Source organism: Caballeronia sp. INML3B, from assembly GCF_023631305.1.
In the GTDB taxonomy this organism is placed as follows: Bacteria; Pseudomonadota; Gammaproteobacteria; order Burkholderiales; family Burkholderiaceae; genus Caballeronia; species Caballeronia turbans.
The window spans coordinates 103,314-130,082 of sequence record NZ_JALQDI010000015.1 but is presented as its reverse complement, the minus strand read 5'-3'; the positions used below and the strand labels follow the sequence as shown (position 1 = coordinate 130,082).

26 protein-coding genes are annotated in these 26,769 nt (G+C 63.0%); 12 read left to right on the top strand and 14 right to left on the bottom strand.

All coding sequences use genetic code 11. From position 1 onward, the window contains the following. Positions 1 to 47: 47 nt before the first annotated feature. The gene (gene cydB / locus NCS58_RS09720; protein ID WP_250538326.1) at positions 48 to 1,052 is read right to left on the bottom strand and encodes a cytochrome d ubiquinol oxidase subunit II; all 1,005 of its coding nucleotides are present in this window, start codon (positions 1,050 to 1,052) and stop codon (positions 48 to 50) included. A 20-nt stretch (positions 1,053 to 1,072) separates the two neighbouring features. Then, complete coding sequence (locus NCS58_RS09715; protein ID WP_061119699.1) at positions 1,073 to 2,530, bottom strand: cytochrome ubiquinol oxidase subunit I; 1,458 nt, start codon at positions 2,528 to 2,530, stop codon at positions 1,073 to 1,075. Positions 2,531 to 2,773: 243 nt separating this feature from the next. Here NCS58_RS09715 and sugE point away from each other — a divergent pair, with 243 nt between their 5' ends. The 6 genes from sugE (at position 2,774) to NCS58_RS09685 (ending at position 8,451) form a co-directional block, all read left to right on the top strand. Further along, complete coding sequence (gene sugE, locus NCS58_RS09710; protein WP_250476833.1) at positions 2,774 to 3,094, top strand: quaternary ammonium compound efflux SMR transporter SugE; 321 nt, start codon at positions 2,774 to 2,776, stop codon at positions 3,092 to 3,094. A 280-nt stretch (positions 3,095 to 3,374) separates the two neighbouring features. Continuing rightward, the gene (locus tag NCS58_RS09705) at positions 3,375 to 4,001 is read left to right on the top strand and encodes a DUF4126 domain-containing protein (protein ID WP_061119697.1); all 627 of its coding nucleotides are present in this window, start codon (positions 3,375 to 3,377) and stop codon (positions 3,999 to 4,001) included. Between the two features lie 71 nt (positions 4,002 to 4,072). Next, positions 4,073 to 6,589, top strand: coding sequence for an ABC transporter permease (locus NCS58_RS09700; protein WP_409241817.1), 2,517 nt, complete (start codon positions 4,073 to 4,075; stop codon positions 6,587 to 6,589). A 17-nt stretch (positions 6,590 to 6,606) separates the two neighbouring features. Next, positions 6,607 to 7,020 (top strand): group II truncated hemoglobin, encoded by a 414-nt coding sequence (locus tag NCS58_RS09695; RefSeq protein ID WP_061119695.1) that lies wholly within the window; start codon positions 6,607 to 6,609, stop codon positions 7,018 to 7,020. Between the two features lie 118 nt (positions 7,021 to 7,138). Then, a complete protein-coding gene (locus tag NCS58_RS09690; RefSeq protein WP_250538325.1) occupies positions 7,139 to 7,870 on the top strand; it encodes an alanyl-tRNA editing protein in 732 nt (243 codons plus the stop codon). A 2-nt stretch (positions 7,871 to 7,872) separates the two neighbouring features. Further along, positions 7,873 to 8,451, top strand: coding sequence for a DUF924 family protein (locus NCS58_RS09685; protein ID WP_250538324.1), 579 nt, complete (start codon positions 7,873 to 7,875; stop codon positions 8,449 to 8,451). Positions 8,452 to 8,525: 74 nt separating this feature from the next. Here NCS58_RS09685 and NCS58_RS09680 read toward each other — a convergent pair whose 3' ends face one another. The 10 genes from NCS58_RS09680 to NCS58_RS09635 all read right to left on the bottom strand — a co-directional run bounded on the left by NCS58_RS09680 (position 8,526) and on the right by NCS58_RS09635 (position 15,758). Beyond that, entirely contained in the window at positions 8,526 to 9,272 is a 747-nt protein-coding gene (locus NCS58_RS09680; protein WP_061119692.1) for an SDR family oxidoreductase, read from the bottom strand. A 10-nt stretch (positions 9,273 to 9,282) separates the two neighbouring features. Next, the gene (locus tag NCS58_RS09675; protein WP_061119691.1) at positions 9,283 to 9,867 is read right to left on the bottom strand and encodes a TIGR00730 family Rossman fold protein; all 585 of its coding nucleotides are present in this window, start codon (positions 9,865 to 9,867) and stop codon (positions 9,283 to 9,285) included. Continuing rightward, positions 9,868 to 10,593 (bottom strand): TetR/AcrR family transcriptional regulator, encoded by a 726-nt coding sequence (locus NCS58_RS09670; protein ID WP_250538323.1) that lies wholly within the window; start codon positions 10,591 to 10,593, stop codon positions 9,868 to 9,870. A 144-nt stretch (positions 10,594 to 10,737) separates the two neighbouring features. Continuing rightward, a complete protein-coding gene (locus NCS58_RS09665) occupies positions 10,738 to 11,292 on the bottom strand; it encodes a diacylglycerol kinase (protein WP_250476830.1) in 555 nt (184 codons plus the stop codon). Next, complete coding sequence (locus NCS58_RS09660) at positions 11,289 to 12,320, bottom strand: glycosyltransferase family 1 protein (protein ID WP_250538396.1); 1,032 nt, start codon at positions 12,318 to 12,320, stop codon at positions 11,289 to 11,291. Before NCS58_RS09660 ends, NCS58_RS09665 begins: the two co-directional genes overlap by 4 nt. 48 nt (positions 12,321 to 12,368) lie before the next feature. Next, positions 12,369 to 13,349: a UDP-2,3-diacylglucosamine diphosphatase gene (locus NCS58_RS09655; protein WP_250476846.1), complete on the bottom strand. Its 981-nt coding sequence runs from the start codon at positions 13,347 to 13,349 to the stop codon at positions 12,369 to 12,371. Positions 13,350 to 13,428: 79 nt separating this feature from the next. Next, the gene (locus tag NCS58_RS09650; RefSeq protein ID WP_409219273.1) at positions 13,429 to 13,950 is read right to left on the bottom strand and encodes an RDD family protein; all 522 of its coding nucleotides are present in this window, start codon (positions 13,948 to 13,950) and stop codon (positions 13,429 to 13,431) included. After that, positions 13,947 to 14,717, bottom strand: coding sequence for a DUF3106 domain-containing protein (locus tag NCS58_RS09645; protein ID WP_061119688.1), 771 nt, complete (start codon positions 14,715 to 14,717; stop codon positions 13,947 to 13,949). Before NCS58_RS09645 ends, NCS58_RS09650 begins: the two co-directional genes overlap by 4 nt. Positions 14,718 to 14,745: 28 nt before the next feature. Further along, positions 14,746 to 15,198 (bottom strand): DUF3619 family protein, encoded by a 453-nt coding sequence (locus tag NCS58_RS09640; RefSeq protein WP_250476829.1) that lies wholly within the window; start codon positions 15,196 to 15,198, stop codon positions 14,746 to 14,748. After that, complete coding sequence (locus tag NCS58_RS09635) at positions 15,195 to 15,758, bottom strand: RNA polymerase sigma factor (RefSeq protein WP_061119686.1); 564 nt, start codon at positions 15,756 to 15,758, stop codon at positions 15,195 to 15,197. Before NCS58_RS09635 ends, NCS58_RS09640 begins: the two co-directional genes overlap by 4 nt. A 409-nt stretch (positions 15,759 to 16,167) precedes the next feature. On the opposite strand from NCS58_RS09635, the gene NCS58_RS09630 reads away from it, so the two are divergent. The 6 genes from NCS58_RS09630 to pssA all read left to right on the top strand — a co-directional run bounded on the left by NCS58_RS09630 (position 16,168) and on the right by pssA (position 24,057). After that, positions 16,168 to 17,931, top strand: a complete 1,764-nt coding sequence (locus tag NCS58_RS09630) for an acetolactate synthase 3 catalytic subunit (RefSeq protein ID WP_250538322.1) — start codon at positions 16,168 to 16,170, stop codon at positions 17,929 to 17,931. Positions 17,932 to 18,041: 110 nt separating this feature from the next. After that, positions 18,042 to 18,533 (top strand): acetolactate synthase small subunit, encoded by a 492-nt coding sequence (gene ilvN / locus NCS58_RS09625; RefSeq protein ID WP_008341906.1) that lies wholly within the window; start codon positions 18,042 to 18,044, stop codon positions 18,531 to 18,533. 71 nt (positions 18,534 to 18,604) lie between these two features. Next, the gene (gene ilvC, locus NCS58_RS09620) at positions 18,605 to 19,621 is read left to right on the top strand and encodes a ketol-acid reductoisomerase (protein WP_061119684.1); all 1,017 of its coding nucleotides are present in this window, start codon (positions 18,605 to 18,607) and stop codon (positions 19,619 to 19,621) included. Between the two features lie 1,093 nt (positions 19,622 to 20,714). After that, positions 20,715 to 22,415, top strand: a complete 1,701-nt coding sequence (ltrA, locus tag NCS58_RS09615) for a group II intron reverse transcriptase/maturase (protein ID WP_250538321.1) — start codon at positions 20,715 to 20,717, stop codon at positions 22,413 to 22,415. Positions 22,416 to 22,532: 117 nt separating this feature from the next. Next, on the top strand, positions 22,533 to 23,177 hold the full coding sequence (locus NCS58_RS09610) for a phosphatidylserine decarboxylase (RefSeq protein ID WP_250476828.1): 645 nt from the start codon (positions 22,533 to 22,535) through the stop codon (positions 23,175 to 23,177). Positions 23,178 to 23,190: 13 nt separating this feature from the next. After that, positions 23,191 to 24,057, top strand: a complete 867-nt coding sequence (pssA, locus tag NCS58_RS09605; RefSeq protein WP_061119681.1) for a CDP-diacylglycerol--serine O-phosphatidyltransferase — start codon at positions 23,191 to 23,193, stop codon at positions 24,055 to 24,057. Positions 24,058 to 24,134: 77 nt separating this feature from the next. On the opposite strand, the gene NCS58_RS09600 is transcribed toward pssA, so the two are convergent. Beyond that, entirely contained in the window at positions 24,135 to 24,875 is a 741-nt protein-coding gene (locus NCS58_RS09600; protein ID WP_250538320.1) for a glycine zipper 2TM domain-containing protein, read from the bottom strand. A 296-nt stretch (positions 24,876 to 25,171) separates the two neighbouring features. Continuing rightward, positions 25,172 to 26,698 carry a lysine--tRNA ligase gene (gene lysS / locus NCS58_RS09595; RefSeq protein ID WP_061119679.1) on the bottom strand — a complete coding sequence of 509 codons (1,527 nt, stop codon included), beginning with the start codon at positions 26,696 to 26,698 and terminating at the stop codon, positions 25,172 to 25,174. Between the last annotated feature and the right edge of the window lie 71 nt (positions 26,699 to 26,769).

Below are 26,769 nucleotides of genomic sequence, written 5' to 3'. Positions count from 1 at the left end.
GCGTTGGGATGTTGCCTGGGCTTCGCCGGGCGAAAGCCTAAAAGCTCTCACGCGTGATACCCGATATCCCCGCGCACCTTCCCGCGAAACACCCAATACGACCAGATCACATAAATCATCAGCACGGGCAGCAGGAACATTGTCCCGATCAGCAGAAACTGATGCGATAGCGGCGCGGCGGACGCATCCCAGAGCGTAACGGAAGGCGGCGCAATGAACGGCCACAGGCTGATCACGAGCCCCGTGAAGGCAAGAAAGAAGAGGCCGATCGAGCACAGGAACGGCATCACTTCCCGGCCTTTTGCAAGGCTCGACCACAGCGTCCACGCGAGCAGCGCGGTGAGCACCGGCACCGGCGCGAACACGAAGCTCTGCGGAAAGCCGAACCAGCGCGCCGCGATGCGCGCATCCTTGAGCGGCGTCCACAGGCTGATGAGCAGAATGAACACGATCACGCCGAAGAGCGCGTAGCGCGCCATGCGGCGGCTCCATTGCTGCAGTTCGCCTTCGGTCTTGAGCACGAGCCAGGTCGTGCCTTGCAGCGCATAACCGAAGATCAGCCCTACGCCGACCAGCAGCGGAAACGGCGCGACCCAGTTCCAGCTCGTGCCCACATAGACGCGGCCTTCGATCGGGAAGCCCTGAATGAACATGCCGAGCACGATGCCCTGCGAAAACGTCGCGACGAGCGAGCCGCAGCCGAACGCGCCGTCCCAGAGCCACTTGCGCGCGCCGATCACCTCGCGGAACTCGAACGCGACGCCGCGAAATATCAGCCCGAGCAGCATGAAGAGAATCGGGAAGTACACGGCCGGCACGATGATCGCGAACGCAAGCGGGAACACCGCGAAGAGCCCGCCGCCGCCGAGGATCAGCCACGTTTCGTTGAAGTCCCAGACCGGCGCGACGGAGTTGATCATGAGGTCGCGCGATTCGGGGTCGCGACGCGGCAGGAACATCATGCCGACGCCGAGATCGAAGCCGTCGAGCAGCACATACATGAACACCGCCAGCGCGAGAATGGCGGCCCACAGCGGCACGAGATCGAGCATCGCGTTCTCCGTTTTCGACGTTAATGGCGCCCGCGGCCAGGCGGCACGATATCGTCGTCGCTGACGGGCCGCGTCGCGCCGCCCGCACTGGCCGATACCGCCGAGAGCGGACGCGCCGCGCGTGTCTTCGCGTCCAGTTCGTCCTTCTCGTGCGCATGCGCGACTTCCGCCGGCCCCACGCGCACGAGGCGCCGCAGCAGGAAGAAGCCCGCGCCGAAGATGACGACATAAGCCAGCATGTAGAGCAGCCACGAGAGGCCGACATCGGCCGCGGTGAGCGATGGCGTCACCGAATCCTTCGTGCGCAGGATGCCGTACACGGTCCACGGCTGGCGGCCGGCTTCGGTCGTCGTCCAGCCTGCGACCACCGCGATGAAGCCGAGCGGCATCGCCCAGGTGGCCGCGCGCAGCCAGCGCGGGCTCGTCTCGATTCTGCCGCGTGCGAACTGCACGATGCCCCACAGCACGAGCGCGAACATGAGAAGCGCGATGCCGACCATGATGTGAAACGCGAAGAACACGACGGCCACGGGCGGACGGTCCTCGCGCGGGAAGTCCTTCAGCCCGCGCACGAAGCCGTTCGGATCGTGCGTCAGATACAGGCTGCCGAGCACCGGAATCGAGATCTCGAAGTGATTGCGCTCTTCCTCCTGATCGGGAATCGAGAAGAGATTGGCGGGGATGCGCGTGCCTGATTCCCAGAGGCCTTCCATCGCCGCGAGCTTGGCGGGCTGATGTTGCAGCGTGTTGAGGCCGTGCGCGTCGCCGATCACCATCTGGACCGGCACCATGATGATGAGAAAGATCAGCGACATCTTCACCATCACGCGGCTTTCCTCGAGTGCGCGGCGCTGTCGCAGGTACATCGCGCCGACGCCGAGAATGACGAAGCCCGCCGTCACGAGAAACGCGCTCACCGTATGCCCGAGCCGGTACGGAAACGACGGCGTGAAGATCACGTCAAAAAAGCTCACCACTTCGAAGCGGCCGTCGGGCAGCATGCGATGGCCCTGCGGCGTCTGCATCCAGCTATTGACGGCGAGTATCCAGAACGACGAGATCACCGTGCCGGCGGCGACGAAAATCGCGGACATCACGTGCGCCCATTGCGGCACGAGCTTGCGCCCGAAAAGCAGCACGCCGAGAAACGCTGATTCGAGGAAGAACGCCGTCAGCACTTCATAGCCCATCAGCGGGCCGACGACGTTGGCGGTCGCGTCCGAAAAGCGGCTCCAGTTGGTGCCGAACTGGAAGGGCATCACGATGCCCGATACCACGCCCATCCCGAAAGACACCGCGAAGATCTTCAGCCAGAACGCCGAGAGCCGCCGGTAGACGTCGCGCTTCGTGATCCACCAGTTGAATTCGAGCGTCGCGATATAGCACGACAGGCCGACCGTGAACGCCGGAAGCAGAATGTGGAACGCGACGACCCACGCGAACTGGAAGCGGGAGAGCAGGACGGAATCGACATCCATGAACGCTCCTTTGTTCAGGCTTTTTGCAGCGGCTATGTCGAACGGCGCGCCCCGCGTGGGCGCTTTTTACTTAATACACGGTTTTCATGAACGCGGCCACGCGCCGCGCGACGCGGCCCTGCATGCACCGGGCCGCGCATGCACCAGTTTGATACAATCGCAGGTCTGCTCTTAAGGCCATGTGGACGACCGCATGCGCCTCGTTTCATCGGGGACGGCCCCATTTTTCAAGGGAGTCGCCCGATGTCCTGGATTCTTCTTTTCATCGCCGGTCTGCTCGAAGTTGCGTGGGCCGCAGGTCTCAAATCGTCCGAGGGCTTCACTCGGCTCGGACCGTCCATCTTCACGATCATCACGGCTATCGGCAGTTTCGTTTTGCTCGCCATCGCCATGAAACAGTTGCCGCTCGGCACGGCCTATGCCGTATGGACGGGCATAGGCGCGCTCGGCGCATTCGTGTTCGGCATCGTCTTCCTGGGCGAGGCCTTGTCGGCGGCGCGCATCGTGAGCGCGGTGCTGATTGTCGCGGGGCTCGTCGGGCTCAAGATTTCGTCGGGGCACTAAGGCTTCATCGGGTCTCGCCCGTTGCGTCGGCGCCACCTCGACGTGCGCCGGCGCACCGGGAAGGGCATTCGCTCGAACCGTTGCTGCACCGCGCGTATTTGGGTGGATATAATGGTCTGAGGTCATCCGTTTTCGTCTGATTCCTATATTCCGTTTTTTTGCGCTATCTTCGTGGATGTAGGCACCTTCTTTCGAGATTTTCGGTCAGGCCGCTTTTTTCAGCCGGCAAATCGTCCGCCAGCGACGAACGCCGGCAGCAGGCAGCACAAGGGAGGCGGCAATGCTTGAGTCACTTTCGCTCGCAGCGGGCCTGTCATGGGCGAGCGGGCTGCGCCTGTATCTCACCGTCTTCATCGCCGGCATGTTCCAGCGCATGGGACTTGTCCATCTGCCGGATACGCTTGCGGTGCTCGGCTCGCCGTGGGTGATCGGCGCGGCGGCGGTGCTCGCGCTCGTCGAATTTCTCGCCGATAAAATTCCCGCCGTCGATTCCTTGTGGGACGCGGTCCACACCTTCATCCGCATTCCGGCGGGCGCCGTGCTCGCGGCCGGCTCGCTCGGCCACGCCGATCCGGCCCTGCTCACCGTCGCGGCGCTCGCGGGCGGCACGCTCGCCGGGGCATCGCATTTTGCGAAGGCGGGCACGCGCGCGCTCATCAATCTGTCGCCGGAGCCCGTGTCGAACTGGGCGGCATCGGCGACCGAGGACGTCGGCGCCCTCGCGGGCATCACGCTCGCGCTTTTCGTGCCGTTCCTGTTTCTCGTGCTCTTGCTCGCGTTTCTGGTGCTCGCCGGCTGGGCGCTGCCGCGTCTCGCGCGCGGCGTGCATGGTGGCGTGTCGCGCATGGCGAAGCACATGCTGCCGAGTTCCGATCGCATGAACCGGCTGCGGAGCAAGCACGATTGAGCACCGCATTCCGCAACGATCAGGCTGCACTCAAGGCTGGACATTCTCACCCGGCCATCAAACTCGGTTTTATGCAGACGGTGCGTCAGGCATGGCGCATGACCGCGCGTGACTGGCGCGCGGGCGAACTCACGATGCTCCTGCTCGCGCTGGTGCTCGCAGTCGCGGCGCTCTCGAGCGTGGGGTTCCTCGCGGATCGCATGCGTCAGGGGCTCGCGCGCGACGGCCGTCAGATGATCGCCGCCGATTTCGTCGTGCGCGCGGATCATCCCGTCGATCCGATGTTCGCGAAAGAGGCGAAATCGCTCGGACTGGAGACGGCGGGCACCACGATTTTTCCGAGCATGATCAGCTCGACGGCCGCGGAGCCGCTTTCGAGGCTCGCGGCGATCAAGGGCGTGACGCAAGGTTATCCGTTGCGCGGCGCGCTGCGCATCGCGCCCGGCACGGATGCCGCCGATGCGCCCGCGCATGGCATTCCGGCGCCCGGCACCGTCTGGGTCGATCCTGCCTTGCTCGATGCGCTCAAGACCCGCGTCGGTGGCGCGGTCAAGGTCGGCACGCGCACGTTCACGGTCGCGGGCGTCATCACGCGCGAACTGGATCGCGGCTTCTCGTTCGTCAACTTTTCGCCGCGCCTCATGATGCGCGCCGACGAGATCGCGGGCACGGGACTGATCGGGTATGGCAGCCGTGTGACGTACCGATTGCTCGTCGCCGGTTCCGACAGCAACGTCGAGCGGTTCGCAAGATTCGCGCGCGAGCAGGTCGACGGCGGCAAGCTGCGCGGCGTCGGCCTGGAATCGCTCTCCGACGGGCAGCCGCAGGTGCGCCAGACGATCGATCGCGCGAGCCACTTTCTCACGCTCGTCTCGCTGCTGACGGCGCTGCTCGCGGCGGTCGCGATCGCGATGGCGGCGCATCGTTTCGCGCGCCGGCATCTCGACGGCTGCGCGGCAATGCGCTGTCTCGGCGTCAGCCAGCGCACGCTGCGCGCGCTCTTTCTGAACGAATTCCTCGCGATCGGCGTGTTCGGCAGCGCGGTCGGCATCGTGCTGGGTTTCGGCGGTCATCTCGTCTTGCTGAACTGGCTCGGTTCGCTCGTCGATGTCGAGTTGCCGCAGCCGAGCGTGTGGCCGGCGTTGCAGGGCATCGCGATGGGCCTCGTGCTTTTGCTCGGTTTCGCGCTGCCGCCGCTTCTGCCGATCACGCGAGTGCCGCCGGTCCACGTGATCCGCCGTGAACTCGGCGATGCGCAACGCGTCGCGCATGCGGCGTATGGCGTCGGCGTGTTGCTGTTCGCGGCGCTGCTGATCGTCGCGGCGGGAGAAGTGAAGCTGGGCGGCATTGTCGCGGGCGGCTTCGCGGCCGGACTACTCGTGTTCGGCGTGATCGCGCGGGCGGCGCTTTGGGCCGCAGCGCGCTTCGTGCGCCGCGAACGCAGCCGCGCGGGCGTCGGCTGGCGTTATGCGCTCGCGTCGCTGGAGCGGCGCAGTGGATCGAGCGCGCTGCAGATCACCGCGCTCGGCATAGGCCTGATGTGCCTGTTGCTCATCGGCATGACGCGCAACGATCTCATCAAGGGCTGGCGCGACGCGACGCCGCCTGATGCGCCGAATCAGTTCCTCATCGACATTCAGCCCGACCAGCGTCAGGGCGTGCTCGACTATCTGCACACGCACGGCCAGCCCGACGCCGGGCTCTCGCCGATGGTCCGCGCGCGTCTCGTCGCGATCAACGGCAAGCCGGTGAATCCGGACAACTATGACAAGGCCGATGCGAAGCGCCTCGTCGACCGCGAATTCAATCTGTCGTACACGACCGAGTTGCCCGGCGACAACCGCGTGACGCAAGGCGCGTGGTTCGGCAAGGACGGCAAGCCGCAGGTGTCGATCGAGGAGGGCATCGCGAAGACCATCCGCGTGAAGATGGGCGACACGCTGCGTTTCGACGTCGCCGGCCTGCCCGTCGAAGCGAGCGTGACGAGCGTGCGCAAGGTCGACTGGAACTCGTTCAAGGTCAACTTCTTCGTGCTGATGCCGCCCGAGGCGCTCGCCGATCTTCCGGCGACCTTCATCACGAGCTTCCATCTGCCGGCGGAAGAACAGCGCGTGATCGACGGCCTGGTCGCGCGTTATCCGAACGTGACGGCCATCGATATCGCGCCGATTCTCGCGCAGATCCATCGCACGCTCGCGCAGGTGATCGGCGCCGTGCAGTTTCTGTTCCTCTTCACGCTCGCGGCGGGTGTGCTCGTGCTGTACGCAGCGCTCGCCGGCACGCGCGACGAACGCGTGCGCGAGTCGGCGCTTCTGCGCGCGCTCGGCGCATCGCACAAACAGGTGCGCTCGGTGCAGGTCGCGGAGTTCGTGGCTGTGGGCGCGCTTTCGGGCCTGATGGCGGCGATCGGTGCGCAGGCCATCGGCTATGTGCTCGCAGCGCGCGTGTTCGAGTTTCATATCGATTTCAATCCGTGGCTCGTGCCGACGGGCATCGTCGCGGGCGTCGCATGCGCCGCGCTCGGCGGCTGGCTGAGCCTGCGGCGCGTGCTGGCGCGGCCCGCGCTGCAATCCCTGCGCGACGCCTAGTTTTCCGAATCTGAGCAATGACCGACGTAACTCCTGAAGACGAAGGGCAAAAGCCGACCGCTTTCGAGCTGATCGGCGGCGAGGAGCGCGTGCGCGCGCTCGTCGACCGTTTCTACGACCTGATGGATCTCGAGCCCGAATTCGCGGGCATTCGCGCGCTGCATCCGCCCACGCTCGACAATTCCCGCAACAAGACCTTCTGGTTCCTGTGCGGCTGGATGGGCGGGCCGGATCACTACATCGACCGCTTCGGGCATCCGCGATTGCGGGCGCGGCATCTGCCGTTCGCGATTGCATCGGGCGAGCGCGATCAGTGGCTGCGCTGCATGGCGTGGGCGATGGAGGACATCGGCCTCGACGAATCCTTGCGCGAGCGCCTTCTGACGTCCTTCTTCGACACCGCCGACTGGATGCGCAACCGTCCCGGTTGATTCGCGCCGTTTTGTATCGGTTCGACGGGGCCGTATCTGCTGCATCATGTTCGGTCGGCGGCGTGCTGGAGGCGCCCATCCCCGAATACAGCAAGGAATAAGAGACATGAGCACAGACATGAGCACACGCGCACTCTTTCGCGAGGATGCCTATCTGACGCGTTGCGACGCGACCGTCACCGCCATCGACGAGCAGGGCATCCACCTCGATCAGACCGTGTTCTATCCGCTCGGCGGGGGCCAGGCCGGCGACGCCGGCACGCTGACGCTCGCGGACGGCACGGTCATCGCCATTGCCGATACGCGCAAGGCGAAGTTCGAAGGCGCGACGCCGGATGACGCCGTGCATGTGCCCGCGCCGGGTCAGGACGACGCGCTGGCGAAGTTCGCGGTCGGCGACACGGTGAGCGCGGAGATCGACTGGGCGCGGCGTTATCGGCATATGCGCCTGCACACGGCGAGCCATCTGATCTGCGCGGTGCTGCCGTTTCCGGTCGACGGCTGCAGCATCACGACCGATTACGCGCGCCTCGATCTGGCGACGGTCGAGCCAATCGAACGCGAAGCCGTGGAAGCGAAGCTGAACGCACTGGTCGGCGGCGCGCACGACGTGCAGACCGAATGGATCACCGACGATGAGATGGCCGCGCGCCCCGAACTCGTGCGCACGATGAGCGTGAAGCCGCCGATGGGCCTCGGCCGCGTGCGCCTGTTGCGCATCGAGAATGTGGATTTGCAGCCGTGCGGCGGCACGCATGTGCGCAATACCGGGGAGATCGGCGCGCTGCGCATCGCGAAACTGGAGAAGAAGAGCGCGCGCACGCGGCGTCTCGTGCTCGAACTGGTTTGAGCATGGATCCGCGCGCTCAGGCGGTGCTCGATCTCTGGTTTGGTGAGCCGGGTTCTGCGGAGTTCGGAGCGGATCGCAAACTGTGGTGGCGGAAAAAGCGCGCTTTCGATTCGCTGCTTGCCGAGCGGTTCGGCGCGTTGCTGGAAGCGGCGCAGGCGGGCGGCTTGCAGGATTGGGAGCGCACGCCGCTCGGCACGCTCGCGTTGATCGTGCTGCTCGATCAACTGTCGCGCAATTGCTATCGGAACACGCCGCGCGCGTTTGCGGGCGACAGCCGCGCGCTTGCGCTGGCGCGGACGCTGGTCGAGCGCGGCGACGATCTGCGCCTGCCGAGCGCGTATCACCGCGCGTTCGGCTACATGCCGTTCGAGCATGACGAAGCGCCCGAAAGCCAACGCGAATCGTTGCGACTCTTCAGAAAACTAAAAGACGAGACGAGCGTTTCGAGTTTTTACGAATCGGCGCTGGAGCACGCGGAGGTGATCGAACGATTCGGACGCTTTCCGCATCGCAACCGGATTCTCGGGCGGCAGATGTCGGCTGAGGAAGAAGCGTGGCTGGCGAAGCACGGCGGGTTCTGAGCGTCGCGCGTTCTAGAACTCAGTCGAGAGTCTTTCGTCGCGCATCCGCTTAGTCTGAGTCGGCTTTGATTCGATCAGCGCCCGCCCGCGACGTCGAGCAGCGCCCCCGTCACATACGACGACGCATCCGAAAGCAGCCACACGATCGACTCGCCGACTTCATCCGCCGTGCCCGGACGGCCGATGGGCGTCGTCACACCGAGCACCTGGGCGCGGTCGGGCTTGCCGCCGCTCGCGTGAATGTCCGTTTCGATCAGCCCCGGACGGATGGCGTTGACGCGCACGCCTTCACGTCCCAATTCCTTCGCGAGCCCGATGGTCAGCGTATCGATCGCGCCTTTCGATCCCGCGTAGTCCACGTATTCACCGGCACCGCCCAGCCGCGCCGCTGCCGACGAAACGTTCACGAGCGATCCGCCCCTGCCGCCGCGCGAACTCGACATGCGGCGCGCCGCCTCGCGCGCGCACAGGTACGCGCCGAGCACGTTGATGTCGAAGATGCGCTTCATGCGCGCGATGTCCATGTCCGCGAGCGCCGATCCGGGCGCGACGATGCCCGCGTTGTTCACGACGCCATCGATCTTGCCGAACGCCTTTTCGGTCGCATCGAACATCGCGATGATCGCGGCTTCGTCGCTCACGTCGCCGTGGATGGCGATCGCCTTGCCGCCCGCCGCCTGCACGGCTGCGACTGTTTCATCGGCGGCGGCCGCGTTCGACGCATAGTTCACGCCGACGGACCAGCCGCGCGCGCCCGCGAGCACCGCGGCCGAGCGGCCGATGCCACGGCTTGCGCCGGTAATCAGGATGACTTTGGACATTCGCTGTTCCTTAGACGGCGTTGCGCTTTTCGGACCACTTGTCGTTCGCGGGCGGAATGTAGCGCGCGAGTTTGCCGATCATCTCGGCGGGTTCGGCGGCGACCTGGATCATGTCGAGATACGGCGCCCGCATGAAACCTTCTTCGACGGTATGGCGCAGCATCGCCAAAAGGGGATCGAAGTAGCCGTTCACGTCCAGCAGGCCGACCGGCTTCTGGTGATATCCGAGCTGCGCCCACGTGTAGACCTCGAAAAACTCCTCGAACGTGCCGACGCCGCCCGGCATCGCGACGAACGCATCGGAGAGGTCGGCCATTTTCTTCTTGCGCTCGTGCATATCGGGCACGACGTGCAGTTCGGTAAGATCGGTATGGCCGACTTCCTTCGCGAGCAGCAGCTCGGGAATCACGCCCACTGCGCGGCCGCCCGCGGCGAGCACTTCATCGGCGATGAGGCCCATCAGTCCAACGCGGCCGCCGCCATACACGAGCGAAAGATCATTCTCGACGAGCGCGCGGCCGAACGCCTTGGCCGCTTGCGCATAGACGGGGCGGGCTCCGTTCGAGGAGCCGCAATAGACACATACTGCCTTCATTTATCTGGAATCCTTTGCTTCGGTCTTCGATACCTCGTCGCGCGGCGGCAGGAAGTCCGCATACTCGCGCTTCGGAAGCTTACCGGAAACGAGGTCATCGAATAACTGGCGCGAGCGTCCGCGCAGATACGGCGCCATGATCGAGATGATATGCAGGCTCGCCTGATGCAGCTCGGCGCGGATCGCTTCCTGATCGTTGTACTTGCGCGGATTCATCACGTACTGGTACGAAAGCCAGTACGTGGCGATCACGCCGATATTGGTCGCGATCACCTTGATCTCTTCGGGCGTCGCGACCATTTCCTGATCGGCGACGAGCGCCTCGCACAACTGGCTCGCGAAGTGCACCTTGTGCGTGATGATCTGCTTGAAGTGCGTTTCCAGCGTGCGGTTGCGCGCGAGCAGATCGTTCAGGTCGCGATACAGGAAGCGGTAAGTCCAGAGGAAATCCGCCATGTATTGCAGATACGACCACATCTCGTCGATCGTCGGGCGATGATCGTCAGGAAAGCGCAGGCGCTTCTGAATCTGCTGCTCGAACTGCGCGAAGATGCTGTTGATGATGTCGTCTTTGTTGCGGAAATGGTAGTACAGGTTACCCGGACTGATTTCCATCTCTTCGGCGATCGTCGTCGTGGTGACGTTCGGCTCGCCGATATCGTTGAACAACTTCAGCGACAGCTCGAGTATCCGTTCGCGGGTGCGGCGGGGTGGTTTGGCTTCCATGTCGTCCGACCTTGGGATCGGGCCGCGTCGGCTCGGGATGAGCGTTCGCGCGGCCGCTTCCGTTGCTATTTTTGAGAATGTCGGACGATTATAAACCGGTCGTTCGGCTGCACGGGCGCGGGCTTTGCGCGCGGCTCCTCTCTTTTATAAGATACGCGCGAGCCACGCGGATGCAAGCGGCCACACAATCAGGCCCCACGTGATGACGCAGACGCCGAGCGCGACCATCACCGCCGCGCTGCCGAAATCCTTGGCCCGCTTCGACAGTTCGTGACGTTCGAGCGAAATGCGGTCGATCGCCGCCTCGACGCTCGAGTTGAGCAATTCGACGATGAGCACCAGCAGCACCGACGCGATCAGCGCCGCGCGCTCGACCGGCGCGACCGGTACGAAGAGGCTGCATGGCAGCAGGATCGCGGCCAGCGTCAGTTCCTGCCGAAACGCGCTTTCCTCGCGGATCGCGACGCGAAAGCCATAGAGCGAATTCTTCATCGCGTGCCACGCGCGCGTGAAGCCGCGGTTGCCCTTGTACGGATTGAAGGGAAGGTCGTCGGGGCCGAGCGGCTCGGTCGGCTGAGACGGCGTATCGTCGATCTCTTCAATGTCGTCGTCGAACGGATCGCGCGCGCGGGCCGCCGCGTACGACCCGGCGCGCGCGTTCGCTTCGGCTTTCTCCTGCGCCACGGCGCGTCGCGTCATGCGGCCGCCCGGTCCGAACTGGCGGCGCGCGGCTCGAACTGCCGAAGATGCGAGGCGAACTGCTCCGACGCCGCGCGCCACGAGAAGCGCTCGGCCCACGCACGCGCATCGGCGCGCTCGATCTTCAGCGCTTGCAGGCAGGCTTCGCGCAGATCCTCGTGAAGCGCGCCCGGGCCGTGTTCGCCGAGCACGTCGATCGGGCCCGTCACCGGATACGCCGCGACCGGCGTGCCGCAGGCCATCGCTTCGAGCAGCACCAGGCCGAAGGTATCGGTGCGGCTCGGAAAGACGAATACGTCCGCCGCCGCGTAGACTTTCGCCAGCTCCGGCTGCGACAGCACGCCGAGATAGTTGACGTTCGTGTAGCGCGACTTCAGCTCCGCGAGCGCCGGGCCTTCGCCCGCGACCCACTTCGAACCGGGCAGATCGAGCTTCAGAAACGCCTCGACGTTCTTCTCGACCGCGACGCGCCCGACATATAAAAAGATCGGCCGCGCGGTGTCGAGCACCTTCGAGTCCATCGGACGAAAGATGTCGAGATCGACGCCGCGCGTCCACAGCACGACGTTATCGAAGCCGAAGCGTTCGAGGTCGCTCTTGACGACGGGCGTCGGCGCCATCACCGCCTGCGAGTCGCGATGGAACCAGTGCAGAAAGCGATACGTCATCGCGAGCGGAATGCCGAAGCGCGCTTTCACATACTCCGGAAAACGCGTGTGATATGCGGTCGTGAACGGCAGCTTGTGACGCAGCGCATACGAGCGCGCAGCGAGCCCGAGCGGGCCTTCCGTCGCGATATGCAGCGCGTCCGGCGCGAATGCGTCGATACGCTCGGCGACGCGCCGGCCCGGCAGCAGCGACAGGCGAATCTCGGGATAGGTCGGGCAAGGAATCGTTCTGAATTCGAGCGGCGTGAGCAACTCCACGCGATGACCGAGCGCGGTGAGTTCCTTCGTCGTTTGCGTGAGAGTGCGCACGACGCCATTGACCTGCGGCTCCCATGCGTCGGTAACGATCATGATTTTCATCGGATGCGGCCCAGAGTTGGTGTTGCCTGTCATGGCGTGGCGCGATGGCTAGACGGTCGCGCGTGCGCGCGTCAGGCGCGCTTCCGGCGAGCGCATCACGGTCCAGTAGACGACCTTCAGTTCGCCGTCATAGGTTTCGACGAGCGCCGAGAGACTCTCGACCCAGTCGCCGTCGTTGCAGTAGAGAATGCCGTCGATGTCGCGGATCTCGGCCTTGTGGATGTGCCCGCATACGACGCCGTCGCAGCCGCGGCGGCGTGCTTCGTCGGTCATCACGCGTTCGAACTGGGAAATGAAGTTCACCGCGTTCTTCACCTGATGCTTCAGGTACTGCGACAGCGACCAGTAATTGAAGCCGAGCCTCGTGCGCACGCGATTGAACCAGCGGTTGAGCAACAGGATCGCCGTGTAGGCGGTGTCGCCGAGATAGGCGAGCCATTTCGCGTGCTGGATCACGCCGTCGAAGAGATCGCCGTGCACGATCCACAGGCGCTTGCCCGCAAGGGTCGTGTGGAAGGCCTCGCCGCGCACGTGGATGTCGCCGAACGCGAGATCGCAGAACTGCCGCGCGGCTTCATCGTGGTTGCCGGGGATGTAGACGACCTGCGTGCCCTTGCGCGCCTTGCGCAGGATCTTCTGCACGACGTCGTTGTGCGCCTGCGGCCAGAACCAGCCTTTGCGCAATTGCCATCCGTCGATGATGTCGCCGACGAGGTACAGATATTCCGATTCGTGGTGCCGAAGGAAATCGAGGAGATAGTGCGCCTGGCAGCCGCCGGAACCGAGATGGATGTCCGAGAGCCAGATCGTGCGATACCGGTGCGGCTTATCGGCCGAATCAGCGAGATCGTCGTGATGGACGGACGCCGTGGCGCGCGAGTCGGACAAGCCCGGCGCGCCAGCGGAAGCAGACTCGGATGATTCGGTGGACTCGGATCGCAGTGCGAAGGGACCGGTGCGCTCGCTATTGTCGAAGCTGAAGGGGGAGGGCGGGTCGATTGCCGGGTGAACTGACGAGTTGAAGGCCATTGGCTCGCGCATCGGGTTTCGGTATGCGCATTGCGCCATGCAGCTGTGACCGAGCCGTGACAGTCACGAGAAGTTCTTATTACTTGGCAGGACGTTGTACTGCGACGATGCGCGTGCCGGCGAGGCGATCATGGAGGAACTGGCGCGCCGGATCGAGCCACACGGCGGCGGCCCACAGCGCGACCCACGCCGCGAAGACGGCGAGCGTCTGCGGTACGGCGAGGGAGAAGAGCGGATGCAGCGCGAGCGGCGGCAGGAACCACAGCCACGCGAGCACGTAGCGCGCGAACGCGCGCGCGGGTCCGACGGGCTGGCCCTGCGCATCGACGACCTTGACGCGCCAGGTTTTCATCGGCAGGGTCTGGCCGCCGTGCGTCCAGAAATACACGAAGTAGGCCGCGAGCACGATGCCGATCCACGACATCAGCCAGTTGTGATGCGTGAGGCCGTTGCGTTGCTGCGTGAGCGTGCTGAAAAGATAGCCGGCGAGGAACACCACGCCGAAGAGGATCACGCTTTCGTAGAGCATCGTCGCGAGGCGGCGGCGCAGCGTGGGCGCGCGCATCGGGTCGACGGTGACGACTGCGGGCTGAGCGCTCACGAGCCGTTGTACATCGAAGGCGCCTGTTGCGGCGATACCGGAATCGGTGTGGCCGGGACGATGCTCGCGGCGTTCGGAATAGCGGGTTGGGTCGGCACGCCGGAGATGGGCGCCGACGGCGCGGCTGCCGCACCCGATCCGCCTTCCGCATGTCCGGGAGCGTGCCCTTGCTCGCGCGCCGTGACGAGGCGATTGATGTCCTTCACTTCGGTCTTGCCCGTAGGCGGCGCGGAGACGATCGTCGGCCGGCGCACGTGCTCGCTCGCGGCCAGTTTCTTCTTCTGCTCTTCGGAGAGCTTCTGATAGGCGTCCCACGCCTTTTCGCGCTTGTCCGGCGGCACCGATTTGGAAACCTGATAGTTCTCGCGCGCGACCTTGCGCTGGTCGGGCGTGAGGCGCACCCATTCCTCCATGCGCTGATGCAGATGCTTCTGAGCCTCGGGCGACATCCGATGAAATCGTGACGCGATCTTCAGCCACTTCTGCTTGCGCTCGTCGGAGAACGAATCCCATTGCGACGCGAAGGGTGCGAGCGCCGCATGCTGCGCTTCGGTGAGGCGGCTCCAGGAGAGCGGGCCGGTGGACGCCAGCGCGGACAGCGTCGAGGCGTTCGAATCGGCCGTCGTGCCGGAGCCGCCGCTCGGCGCCGCGGCGGATGAAGGCGGGACGGCGGCGGGGGAATAAAAGCGCGGATAGGTCGCGGCGAAGGCAACCAGGCCCGCAATCGCGCAACCGAAGACAATCGCGAGACCGCGCTTGTAACTCACCCGAAAATTCCCCCGCTGTACTCAGTGCTTAATGATTGCGCGTCAGATACGCGTTGAACCCGTGATCCAGATAGGCGTCGATCGGCAGGCTGTCGCTCATCATGGCCGCGTCGATATCGGCGAGTTCCGCCTTGCGCTGCTGATCTTCCCAATACGCGATGCCCGCCAGCCCGATGACGAGCGCCGCGAGCGGCCAGGCGAGGCCCAGCCCGCCAAGGCGTGCGAGCAGTCCCTTCGGACGATGATCGTCGTCGGTGCCGCCCGTCGTGAGCGTGGCGCCCGCGCCTGCTAGAGCCGGCGCGAACGCGGGCGCGGCCATCGCCACGGCCACTTTCTCCGGCTTCTTGCGCGCGATCGCGGCACGGCGCGCCTCGCGCAGCCGGTCGACGGCGGCAGCCGGAATATTCGACGTGTTCTCGTCCAGCGCGCGCACGACCTTCAGCGCGAACTCGTTTTCCTTCGTTTCAAGAGCGGAACTCATAGCGTGATCCCTTTGGCTTTCAGGGCTTGTGCGAGAGCGTGCGTAGCGCGTGAGCAATGTGTCTTCACGCTGCCCTCGGAGCACCCCATCGCGGCGGCCGTCTCAGCGACATCCATGTCTTCCCAGTAACGCATGAGAAACGCTTCCCGTTGACGCGCCGGCAGTTTCTGGATTTCGGCGTCGATCAGATTCAATACCTGCTCGCGCTCCAGACGGCTCTCGCTGCTTTCGCTGCCGACCGCGCTGTCCTCGGATTCGAAGGTTTCGAGTGGGTCGAATTCGTCGTCGTCGGCGTTGCCGAAGGACGAGAAGAGGCTGACCCAGGTGTTGCGCACCTTCTGGCGACGGAAATAATCGTGCGTCGCGTTCTGAAGGATACGCTGGAATAAAAGCGGAAGCTCGCTCGATGGGCGGTCGCCGTACTTCTCCGCCAGCTTGATCATCGCGTCTTGCACGATGTCGAGCGCCGCGTCGTCGTCGCGAACGGTGTACACGGTCTGCTTGAACGCGCGTCTTTCGACGCTCGCCAGGAAGTCGGCGAGTTCCTTGTCTGATGCCATCCGTTGGGGACCCGGCGCAACGAACTTGCGTCGAAAGGGATCGTGGAGTTCTGGGAAAACCTGCGAATCCTAGCAAAGTTTCGCCGCATCCGGAGCGATTGAGAGGTTTTGTTGCCACTTCCGACCTTCGCACGACCGATTGACCGTTCATTCGACAGGTTGTGCTTGCAAGCCGCTTTCACCCTCGGGGGCGCGCCGTCGGTGCGATCGGCGAATTCGGTAACTTTTTGCTTGACCCGCCGCGCGCCGCGCTGTTACATTTTCTGACTCGCATCATCAGTGAAATGTCTGCTTTGAGGCGAGCCCATGAAGTTCGCCTGTCAAACCTAGACGCGCCGCTTGAACCCGAGCCACAAGCCCGGCAGAGAGCACCCGATCAATTTTTTGCCGAAAATTCGAAAGGTGATGAATGAACATGCCTAGCGCGGAATTCTCCACGTCGGATACCACACCCCCTCACGAAGCTGACTCCATCGGCGGCACCGTGCTCATGCGCGCGCTCGCTGACGAGAACGTCGAATTCATCTGGGGCTATCCCGGCGGCTCGGTACTCTACATCTACGACGAGCTGTACAAGCAGGACCAGATTCAGCACATCCTCGTGCGTCACGAACAGGCCGCCGTGCATGCCGCCGACGCCTACGCGCGCTCGACGGGCAATGTGGGCGTGTGCCTCGTGACATCGGGCCCGGGCGTCACCAATGCCGTCACCGGCATCGCCACGGCCTACATGGATTCGATTCCGCTCGTCGTCATCAGCGGCCAGGTGCCCACCGCGGCCATCGGCCTCGACGCATTCCAGGAGTGCGATACCGTCGGCATCACGCGCCCGTGCGTGAAGCACAACTTCCTCGTGAAGGACGTGCGCGACCTCGCCGCGACGGTCAAGAAGGCGTTCTATATCGCGCGTACCGGCCGTCCCGGCCCGGTGCTGATCGACATTCCGAAGGACGTGTCGAAGGCGCCGTGCAAGTACGAGCCGATCAAGAGTGTGTCGCTGCGTTCGTACAACCCGGTCACGAAGGGTCATTCGGGCCAGATCCGCAAGGCGGTGCAACTGCTTTTATCGGCGAAGCGTCCGTACATCTATACGGGCGGCGGCATCATTCTCGCGGATGCCTCGCGCGAGCTGAACCAGTTCGCCGATCTGCTCGGCTATCCGGTCACCAATACGCTGATGGGGCTCGGCGGCTATCGCGCGTCCGACAAGAAATTCCTTGGCATGCTCGGCATGCACGGCACGTACGAAGCCAACATGGCGATGCAGAACTGCGACGTGCTGATCGCGATCGGCGCGCGCTTCGACGACCGCGTGATCGGCGATCCGAAGCACTTCGCGTCGTCGCCGCGCAAGATCATCCATATCGATATCGATCCGTCGTCCATTTCCAAGCGCGTGAAGGTCGATATTCCGATCGTCGGCGACGTGAAGGAAGTGCTGAAGGAGCTGATCGAGCAGCTTCAGCACGCCGAGCACGGCCCGGACGCGCAGGCGCTCAAGCAATGGTGGGACGAGATCGAAGGCTGGCGCTCGAAGGACTGTCTGTCCTACGACCGCAAGAGCGAGATTATCAAGCCGCAGTACGTCGTCGAGAAGCTCTGGGAGCTCACCGACGGCAACGCGTTCGTGTGCTCGGACGTCGGCCAGCACCAGATGTGGGCGGCGCAGTTCTATCCGTTCAACAAGCCGCGCCGCTGGATCAACTCGGGCGGCCTCGGCACGATGGGCTTCGGCCTGCCGGCGGCGATGGGCGTGAAGATGGCCTTTCCGGACGACGAAGTCGTCTGCATCACCGGCGAAGGCTCCATCCAGATGTGCATTCAAGAGCTCTCGACGTGCAAGCAGTACAACACGCCCGTCAAGATCATCTCGCTGAACAACCGCTATCTCGGCATGGTGCGCCAGTGGCAGCAGATCGAGTACAAGAAGCGCTATTCCAGTTCGTACATGGACGCGCTGCCCGACTTCGTGAAGCTGGCTGAAGCGTATGGCCATGTCGGCATTCGTGTCGAAAAAACCGCGGACGTCGAACCGGCGCTGAAAGAAGCGCTGCGTTTGAAGGATCGCACCGTATTTCTCGACTTCCAGACCGATCCGACCGAAAACGTATTCCCGATGGTGCAGGCAGGCAAAGGCATCACGGAAATGCTGCTCGGCTCTGAGGATCTATAACGCGGCTTTGTCTCGCGAGGCTCGCGCGCGCCTGTCTTCACAAAGGACATGCGCTGCGCGCGGGTTTTTCGAACACACGCCACTTCTGGACACATTCGGGAATCACGACAATGAAACACATCATCTCCGTTCTGCTGGAAAACGAGCCGGGCGCGTTATCGCGTGTCGTCGGGCTCTTTTCGGCGCGCGGCTATAACATCGAAACGCTGACGGTGGCGCCGACCGAAGACAGTTCGCTGTCGCGGCTGACCATCGTTTCCATTGGCTCGGACGACGTGATCGAACAGATCACGAAGCACCTGAACCGCCTGATCGAGGTGGTGAAAGTGGTCGACCTGACAGAGGGCGCCCACATCGAGCGCGAGCTGATGCTCATCAAGGTAAGGGCGGTCGGAAAGGAACGTGAAGAGATGAAGCGCATGGCGGATATCTTCCGCGGCCGCATCATCGACGTGACCGAGAAGACCTACACGATGGAACTGACCGGCGCGTCCGACAAGCTCGACGCGTTCATTCAGGCGCTCGACGCCACTGCGATCCTCGAAACGGTTCGCACGGGCAGCTCCGGCATCGGCCGGGGCGAGCGGATTCTCAAGGTGTAACGGCGCCTCATCCATTCATTTGCAGCACACGTAGCGCAACCATTCAACGCATCAGGACTCAAGGAACCACCATGAAAGTTTTCTACGACAAGGACGCCGACCTCTCCCTCATCAAGGGCAAGCAAGTCACCATCATCGGTTATGGCTCGCAAGGCCATGCACACGCGCTGAACCTGAAGGACAGCGGCGTAAACGTGACGGTGGGTCTGCGTAAGGGCGGCGCATCGTGGAGCAAGGCCGAGAACGCGGGCCTCAAGGTGAAGGAAGTGGCCGAAGCCGTGAAGGGCGCCGATGTCGTCATGATGCTTCTGCCCGACGAGCAGATCGCCGAGGTCTACAAGAAGGAAGTGCACGACAATGCCAAGCAGGGCGCGGCGCTCGCGTTCGCCCACGGCTTCAACGTGCACTACGGTCAGGTGATTCCGCGCGCGGATCTGGACGTCATCATGATCGCGCCGAAGGCGCCGGGTCACACCGTTCGCAACACGTACAGCCAGGGTGGCGGCGTGCCGCACCTGATCGCGGTGGCGCAAGACAAGTCGGGCGCGGCGCGTGACGTGGCGCTGTCGTACGCGGCGGCCAACGGCGGCGGCCGTGCGGGCATCATCGAGACGAACTTCCGTGAAGAAACCGAAACCGACCTGTTCGGCGAGCAAGCGGTTCTGTGCGGCGGCACCGTCGACCTGATCAAGGCCGGCTTCGAAACGCTGGTGGAAGCGGGCTACGCACCGGAAATGGCGTATTTCGAGTGCCTGCACGAACTGAAGCTGATCGTCGACCTGATCTATGAAGGCGGCATCGCCAACATGAACTACTCGATCTCGAACAACGCCGAATACGGCGAATACGTGACGGGTCCGCGCATCGTCACGGAAGAGACGAAGAAGGCGATGAAGGCCGTGCTGAAGGACATCCAGACCGGCGAATACGCGAAGAGCTTCATCATCGAGAACCGTGCCGGTGCGCCGACGCTGCAATCGCGCCGCCGCCTGACGTCCGAGCATCAGATCGAGCAAGTCGGCGAGAAGCTGCGCGCGATGATGCCGTGGATCGCGAAGAACAAGCTCGTCGACCAGTCGAAGAACTAAGCGTCACGATTTTTGCTGAATCGAAAGCCGTCCGGCAGCCCTGTGCGCCGGGCGGCTTTTGCTATCCTACGGTTTTTAGTGCGACGTGAGTCGCATCGACTGGACGGCGCAAGCCGTCCCATTGGTGGCACCTTGGGCCACCCCTTGTGTAGCAAACGAAACCGAGCGCCGTTTGGCTTGGAATCGTAGCTGTAGATGCGCAGGAGTCTTCGGACCCTTGCGCGTAATTGCATTGACCTGATTACCGTCAGGTTCCGCCCAGTTAGCGGCTTCAACTCCGCTAACAAAGCGGATTGGCGTATGTGATTTCAGGGAAGGTCGAGCGCAAGCTCGGTTTGTCATTGTTCAACCTCACGGGATTAGTCCCTATGAGGTAGAGAACCTGCTGTACGACCAGCAGTAGCCTAAGAGGACATGCGTCACTGGCAACGGTGGGGTGTGAAGCTTCTCTGACAATGTAGCCCCCGAAGTTTGGGTGACTGCCTGTTGTGAAACAGGTATTCGGAGACTCCTAGCAGCAAGGGGGTTGAGGCGCTAGGCTGGCTGATACGGTTAACGGAAGTGAACTGCTGATAAACCTCGTAAGTAGGACGATGCCAAAGCTGCTGATAGGCATTAACCAAAACGGTGTGCGGTCGGATAACTCGCTTGAAATTCGGGTTACGTCGTCTGAGGACCGCCGGGGGAAAGGCAGAACCTACGTCAGTCATGTGGCAGGCCGGGAACACGGTAAGCCCGTATCGTTGCCAGTGCAGTTGGGCTGGCAGGCGGCCCGCAAGGAACGCTGTTGACGATGCGGGTAGAGGATGACGGAGAAAGCGAATGACGGGCTGTAATGGTCCGGATAGGGATTGAGACATCATCCCACGCGAAAGCGGGCAGACTTCCGTCTGGTCTACCGTCGCAAGATGGCTGACAGACCTTGTGACTTGGTGAGACACGAGCGCTCGCGTTCGTGCGTAGTACCAGGATGACATATGGGCGCATGCGTCCATATTTGTTCAACTGTTGTTTCCCAGCGGGGTGTGTCTACCCCGCTGGGGAAGATGCGCCTTCTGCTGCGGGAATGATCAACCCAAGGTAGGAGAGCAGCATGAGAGTATCTGTCCGAAAGGATGGATCTGCGCTTTCCCACGTGCCTGACAACTGGCACGCCGTAGATTGGCGTCGCGTCGGACGGAACGTGAGAGGGATGCAGATACGAATTGCGAAGGCGACGCGGGAAGGCGACTGGCGCAGGGTGAAAGCCTTGCAACGGATGCTTACCCGCACGTTGTCCGCAAAGCTGTACGCGGTACGACGTGTTACGCAGAACCAAGGTGCGCGAACGGCCGGAGTCGATCGCGAACTGTGGGATTCGCCTGAGAGCCGGTGGGAAGCCATCGGCAGGTTGAAGCGGCGTGGATATAAGCCTTTGCCATTACGGAGAGTCTTTATCCCCAAGGCCAATGGAAACGAGCGCCCTCTGGGCATTCCGACCATGCGGGACAGGGCGATGCAAGCCCTGTATCTGCTGGCCTTGGAGCCGGTGTCGGAAACGACGAGTGATCCGAACTCTTATGGATTCAGACTCAATCGCTCGACAGCCGATGCCATGTCGCAGATATTCGTCGCAATGTCCCAGAAGGGCTCGGCCCGATGGGTGCTGGAAGCGGATATCAAAGGCTGCTTTGACTGGATCAACCACGACTGGTTGGAAAGCCATGTCCCGATGGACAAGGAGATCCTCCGGAAGTGGTTGAAGGCTGGCCTGATTCACAAGGGGCAGCTACAGGCGACTGAGGCCGGTACGCCGCAGGGAGGCATCATCTCCCCGACGCTGGCAAACGTGACGCTGAACGGGCTGGAGCGTGAACTGATCGCGCACCTCGGTGCGACGTTGGGAATCGCGAAAGCCAAGAAGCTGAAAGTGAATGTGGTGCGATACGCGGATGACTTTGTGATCACCGGCGACTCGAAAGAGATTCTGGAAAACGAGGTCAGGCCTTGGGTGGAAGCATTCCTTGCTGTTCGGGGCTTGCAACTGTCCGAGACAAAAACGCGGATCACCCACATTGACGAAGGCTTCGATTTCCTTGGGTGGAATTTCCGGAAGTATTCGGAAAAGCTGCTCATCAAGCCGAGCAAGAAGAACGTGCAGACGTTCTATCGAAAGGTGTCGGAAACGATCAGTGGCAACAAGACGGTAACGCACGAGGATTTGATCCGATTGCTGAACCAGATGCTACGGGGTTGGGCGCAGTATCACAGCCCCGTCGTAGCCAAGCAGGCGTATAGCCGCATGGAGTCTCTGATCTTCCGGAGACTTTGGTGGTGGTCAAAACGGCGACATCCAAACAAGGGTGCTGAATGGGTGAGGAAGAAATACTTTCATTCAGATGGCGCCCGACACTGGATTTTTGCTGTTCCTGTAGTTCGAGACGATGGCAGTAACGGCTTGACAGAGTTGTACCAGCTTCGCGGTACATCGATCAGGCGGCATCGCAAGATCAAAGGCGACTTCAATCCTTTTGATCCTGATTGGGAGCAGTATGGCGAACAACTGCGACAAGCGCGCATGGAAGCATCAATGCGACATCGCAAGCAATGGGTTTCGCTATACCTATTGCAAGGCGGGCTGTGTGCGCACTGCGGCTGTGCTCTGACACGAGAGACCGGTTGGCACGATCATCATCTGGAGTACCGGATGCATGGTGGTTCCGACGCCCTCTTCAATCGAGTGCTATTGCATCCCGACTGCCACCGACAAGTGCATGTAGGTAAAATTGCGCTAACTAAGCCGGCCCGGTCATAAAGCTGGGCTTTGTACGTAGATTGGAGCCGTATGCGGGGAAACTCGCACGTACGGTTCTTAGGGGGCTCTCCTTCTGCGAAGAAGGGGGGCTACCCTCCTAAAACACAGAACCCGTTCATGAACTATCCTCATCCGATCATTGCCCGCGAAGGCTGGCCGTTCATTGCCATCGCGGCTGTCGTCGCCATCCTCGTGCAAGCGACGGGCGGCTTCGGCTTCGCCTGGTTCTTCTGGCTGATCGTGATTTTCGTCGTCCAGTTCTTCCGCGATCCGGCCCGCCCGATTCCGACCCAGCCCAACGCGGTGCTGTGTCCGGCCGATGGGCGCATCGTCGCGGTCGAAACCGCGCACGATCCGTACGTGGGACGCGAGGCGCTCAAGATCAGCGTGTTCATGAACGTGTTCAACGTGCACTCGCAGCGCTCGCCGGTGGACGGCGCCATCACGAAGGTTCAGTACTTTCCGGGCGCGTATCTGAATGCGGCCGTCGACAAGGCGTCCACCGAAAACGAGCGCAATGCGGTCGTGCTGCAGACGGCGAGCGGGCATACCGTGACGTCGGTGCAGATCGCGGGCCTCATCGCGCGACGCATTCTGTGCTACGTGCACGTCGGCGAGCCGCTCACGCGCGGACAGCGCTACGGCTTCATCCGCTTCGGGTCGCGCGTCGACGTCTATCTGCCGGTGGGCAGCCGCCCGCGTGTGTCGATCGGCGAGAAAGTTTCGGCTTCGTCGACGATCCTCGCCGAGTTCGCGCAATAACGCGGAGGACGCGATGGCGGCATTCAAACCGCGCCGTAACCGCGCGCCCGCGACGCCTCCGCGCGCGTTCCGCCGCAACAAGGCGGCTCAGGACGTCGGCGCCGTGGAGACGCGTCGCGCGAAGCGGCAGCAGTTTCTGCGCAAGCGCGGCATTTATTTGCTGCCCAATGCGTTCACCACGGCGGCCTTGTTCTGTGGCTTCTTCGCCGTGGTCCAGGCGATGAACGTCCGTTTCGAGATTGCGGCCATCGCCATTTTCGTCGCGATGGTGCTCGACGGCATGGACGGGCGCGTCGCGCGCATGACGCACACGCAGAGCGCGTTCGGCGAGCAGTTCGACAGTCTGTCGGACATGGTGTCGTTCGGCGTCGCGCCGGCGCTCGTGATGTACGAGTGGGTATTGAAGGACCTCGGGCGCTGGGGCTGGCTCGCGGCGTTCGTGTATTGCTCGGGTGCGGCGTTGCGGCTCGCGCGCTTCAATACGAACGTCGGCGTGGTCGACAAGCGCTACTTCCAGGGGTTGCCGTCGCCGGCCGCGGCGGCGCTCATCGCCGGATTCGTGTGGCTCGCGACGGATAACCGCGTGCCGCTCAAGCTCGTGTGGCTGCCGTGGGTTGCGTTCGCGCTGACCGTTTATGCGGGCGTGACGATGGTGTCGAACGCGCCGTTTTACAGCGGCAAGGCGCTCGACGTGCGCTATCGTGTGCCGTTCGCGGGCGTGCTGCTGATCGTGGTGGCGTTCGTCCTCGTATCGTCCGATCCGCCGGTCATGCTGTTCTGCCTGTTCGTGCTGTACGGCTTTTCGGGCTACATCTGGTGGGGATATCTCGCGGTGCGCGGCAGGCCGAATCCGGCGCGCAGTTCGCAGCGGGAGCATTAGAGCGGAATCCGTTCAAGCAAAGAAAAGGCGGCAACCCTCCCGGATTGCCGCCTTTTTTGTTTCTCCATGCGCGTCGATCAACCCGCGACCAGCGTCCCGTTCTGAATGTGCACGCGCTGACCCTGCGCGAACGGCGGCGGGTTCTTGTACGTGAACGTGCGTGTCTTGCCGTTTTCCATCCGGACGCGCACCGAATAATCGGTTTCGCTGCGCAGATGCTTTTCGACCGAGTTACCCGCCAGGCCGCCGCCGAGCGCGCCGAGCAGCGTCATCGCGGTGCGGCCGCCGCCGCGCCCGAACTGATTGCCGACAACACCGCCCGCCACCGCGCCACCGACCGCGCCGATCCCCGTTCCGTGGCCTTCCTGCTTGACGGCGGAGATCGCCTCGACGGTTCCGCAGGCGGAGCAATACGCGGGGTGCTGCTGCGGCTGCTGCGCGTACGATGGCTGCAGGGGCTGCGGCTGTGCGGGCACCTGTTGCGCCTGCTCCTGGGCTGCTTGTTGTTCAACCGCTCGTTGTTGAGCCGCTTGTTGCTGAGCCGCCTGTTGTTGCGCGGCGGTGCGCTGCTGCGCCGCACTGGGCGCCGCGGATTCGACCACCGGCTGCTGCGCAACCGCCGCCGTCTGCGTCTGCGGATTCTGTGCCGAATTGCTAGATGCCTTCGGGAACAGTCCCGTCATCGCGGCAGTGGCCGCAAGGCTCGCGACGATCACAGCGCCCGCTGCCGTCGCGACGAGCGGATGCAGGCGCCGCTGCGGCGGCTGAGCGCCGCCGGAAGAGGGCGACGTGCTGAGTTTGTTGGTTCCGTTATCCATTGTTGAACCTCCGTTTCGAGGCGAAATGCTGCTACCAATGTCCGCTGTTACAACATGTCCGCAACACAATTCTGGGCGAGCCCGGGATTTTTCGCTTTTCCGCTTGTAACAAATTGCGGGTGCATCGTGCTTTGATAAAAGCACGACCGGTGCCAACCATTGCAGCGCGCACCCATGGGCCCCCGCCGCCAATCCGGACTTGAAACTTTTACCAGCGGTTACAACAAAATCTGCGGGCCGAAAAAAAAGCGCGCCGCGGGGGCGCGCTTTTTTCGCTTTTCGATCGAGCCAGAAACTCAGTCTTCGCGACGCAGATGCGGGAACAGAATCACATCGCGGATGCTCGGGCTATCGGTCAGCAACATGACCAGACGATCCACGCCGATGCCGCAGCCGCCCGTCGGCGGCATGCCGTGCTCGAGCGCGCGAATGTAGTCGGCGTCGAAGTACATCGCTTCCTCGTCGCCGGCGTCTTTCTGATCGACCTGCTTCTGAAAGCGTGCGGCCTGATCTTCCGGATCGTTCAGCTCCGAGAAGCCATTGGCGATTTCGCGCCCCGTGATGAACAATTCGAAGCGCTCGGTGATGCCCGGCACGGAATCCGACGCGCGCGCGAGCGGCGACACTTCGATCGGGTAATCGACGATATATGTCGGTTCCCACAATTGCGATTCCGCCGTCTCTTCGAACAGCGCGAGTTGCAGCGAACCGAGACCCGCGTTCAGGAAAGCCGGCTGCGTCGTATCGACGCCGAACTTCTTCAGTTCCGTGCGCAGGAACGCGGCGTCGGAGAGCTGCCCGTCGGTGTACTGCGGTGCGAATTTCTGAATCGCCTGATTGATCGTCAGACGATGGAACGGCTTGCTCAGATCGAGCTCGCGGCCCTGATACGTGATGGTCGCTGTGCCGAGCGCATCGATGGCGGCCTGCCGGATCAGTTGCTCGGTGAAGTCCATTAGCCAGCGGTAATCGGTGTACGCGGCGTAGAACTCCATCATCGTGAATTCCGGATTGTGACGCGGCGACACGCCTTCGTTCCGGAAATTACGGTTGATCTCGAACACGCGCTCGAAGCCGCCGACGATCAGCCGCTTCAGATACAGCTCGGGCGCGATGCGCAGGAACATCTGCATGTCGAGCGCGTTGTGATGCGTGACGAAAGGCTTCGCCGCCGCGCCGCCCGGAATCGGGTGCAGCATCGGCGTTTCGACTTCCATGAAGTTCGCCTGCGACATGAAATTGCGGATCGACGTGACGGCCTTCGTGCGCGCCATGAACGTCTTGCGTGACTCCGGCGTGACGATCAGATCGACATAGCGCTGGCGATAGCGCATTTCCTGATCGGCCAGGCCGTGAAACTTGTCCGGCAGCGGACGCAGCGCCTTCGACAAAAGACGCAATTCCGTGCAGCGAACCGACAGCTCGCCCTTGTTCGTGCGGAACAGCACGCCTTTCGCGGCGATGATGTCGCCCAGATCCCACTTCTTGAAGGCGTCGTACGTTTCGACGCCGACATCGGCGGGCGTCACGAAAAACTGGATCTGGCCGCTGCCGTCCTGAACCGTCGCGAAGCTGGCCTTGCCCATTACGCGCTTGAGCATCATCCGGCCGGCGATCGCGACGGGCAGAGGATTCGCTTCGAGCGCGTCCTTGTCCGTTTCGGCGTATTCGCTCTGAAGTGCCGCGGCCTGATGCGTCGGGCGGAAATCGTTCGGATAGGCGACGCCTTGCTCGCGCAGCGCGCGCAGCTTTTCGCGTCGCTCGGCGATGATCTGGTTCTCTTCCAGTTCGGGAGCGGCGCCCGGTTGAGTCGGTTCGGTCATGATGATTCTTGGCTTTTAATGCGCGGATGCGCGGCGAAACGAAGCGAAGCGCGGATATCGCCGATGGATAT

Excerpts from the sequence above, each read along its gene's own strand:
- NCS58_RS09680 (WP_061119692.1), bottom strand. The coding sequence starts at position 9,272 with ATGTCCAAAGTCATCCTGATTACCGGCGCAAGCCGTGGCATCGGCCGC.
- NCS58_RS09635 (WP_061119686.1), bottom strand. The coding sequence starts at position 15,758 with ATGGCATCAGACAAGGAACTCGCCGACTTCCTGGCGAGCGTCGAAAGA.
- cydB (WP_250538326.1), bottom strand. The coding sequence starts at position 1,052 with ATGCTCGATCTCGTGCCGCTGTGGGCCGCCATTCTCGCGCTGGCGGTG.
- NCS58_RS09675 (WP_061119691.1), bottom strand. The coding sequence starts at position 9,867 with ATGAAGGCAGTATGTGTCTATTGCGGCTCCTCGAACGGAGCCCGCCCC.
- NCS58_RS09655 (WP_250476846.1), bottom strand. The coding sequence starts at position 13,349 with ATGGCCTTCAACTCGTCAGTTCACCCGGCAATCGACCCGCCCTCCCCC.
- pssA (WP_061119681.1), top strand. The coding sequence starts at position 23,191 with ATGGCGGCATTCAAACCGCGCCGTAACCGCGCGCCCGCGACGCCTCCG.
- lysS (WP_061119679.1), bottom strand. The coding sequence starts at position 26,698 with ATGACCGAACCGACTCAACCGGGCGCCGCTCCCGAACTGGAAGAGAAC.
- ltrA (WP_250538321.1), top strand. The coding sequence starts at position 20,715 with ATGAGAGTATCTGTCCGAAAGGATGGATCTGCGCTTTCCCACGTGCCT.
- NCS58_RS09695 (WP_061119695.1), top strand. The coding sequence starts at position 6,607 with ATGACCGACGTAACTCCTGAAGACGAAGGGCAAAAGCCGACCGCTTTC.
- sugE (WP_250476833.1), top strand. The coding sequence starts at position 2,774 with ATGTCCTGGATTCTTCTTTTCATCGCCGGTCTGCTCGAAGTTGCGTGG.
- NCS58_RS09610 (WP_250476828.1), top strand. The coding sequence starts at position 22,533 with ATGAACTATCCTCATCCGATCATTGCCCGCGAAGGCTGGCCGTTCATT.
- NCS58_RS09630 (WP_250538322.1), top strand. The coding sequence starts at position 16,168 with ATGAACATGCCTAGCGCGGAATTCTCCACGTCGGATACCACACCCCCT.
- NCS58_RS09690 (WP_250538325.1), top strand. The coding sequence starts at position 7,139 with ATGAGCACACGCGCACTCTTTCGCGAGGATGCCTATCTGACGCGTTGC.
- NCS58_RS09685 (WP_250538324.1), top strand. The coding sequence starts at position 7,873 with ATGGATCCGCGCGCTCAGGCGGTGCTCGATCTCTGGTTTGGTGAGCCG.
- NCS58_RS09705 (WP_061119697.1), top strand. The coding sequence starts at position 3,375 with ATGCTTGAGTCACTTTCGCTCGCAGCGGGCCTGTCATGGGCGAGCGGG.
- NCS58_RS09660 (WP_250538396.1), bottom strand. The coding sequence starts at position 12,320 with ATGAAAATCATGATCGTTACCGACGCATGGGAGCCGCAGGTCAATGGC.
- NCS58_RS09665 (WP_250476830.1), bottom strand. The coding sequence starts at position 11,292 with ATGACGCGACGCGCCGTGGCGCAGGAGAAAGCCGAAGCGAACGCGCGC.
- NCS58_RS09640 (WP_250476829.1), bottom strand. The coding sequence starts at position 15,198 with ATGAGTTCCGCTCTTGAAACGAAGGAAAACGAGTTCGCGCTGAAGGTC.
- ilvC (WP_061119684.1), top strand. The coding sequence starts at position 18,605 with ATGAAAGTTTTCTACGACAAGGACGCCGACCTCTCCCTCATCAAGGGC.
- NCS58_RS09700 (WP_409241817.1), top strand. The coding sequence starts at position 4,073 with ATGCAGACGGTGCGTCAGGCATGGCGCATGACCGCGCGTGACTGGCGC.
- NCS58_RS09715 (WP_061119699.1), bottom strand. The coding sequence starts at position 2,530 with ATGGATGTCGATTCCGTCCTGCTCTCCCGCTTCCAGTTCGCGTGGGTC.
- NCS58_RS09600 (WP_250538320.1), bottom strand. The coding sequence starts at position 24,875 with ATGGATAACGGAACCAACAAACTCAGCACGTCGCCCTCTTCCGGCGGC.
- ilvN (WP_008341906.1), top strand. The coding sequence starts at position 18,042 with ATGAAACACATCATCTCCGTTCTGCTGGAAAACGAGCCGGGCGCGTTA.
- NCS58_RS09670 (WP_250538323.1), bottom strand. The coding sequence starts at position 10,593 with ATGGAAGCCAAACCACCCCGCCGCACCCGCGAACGGATACTCGAGCTG.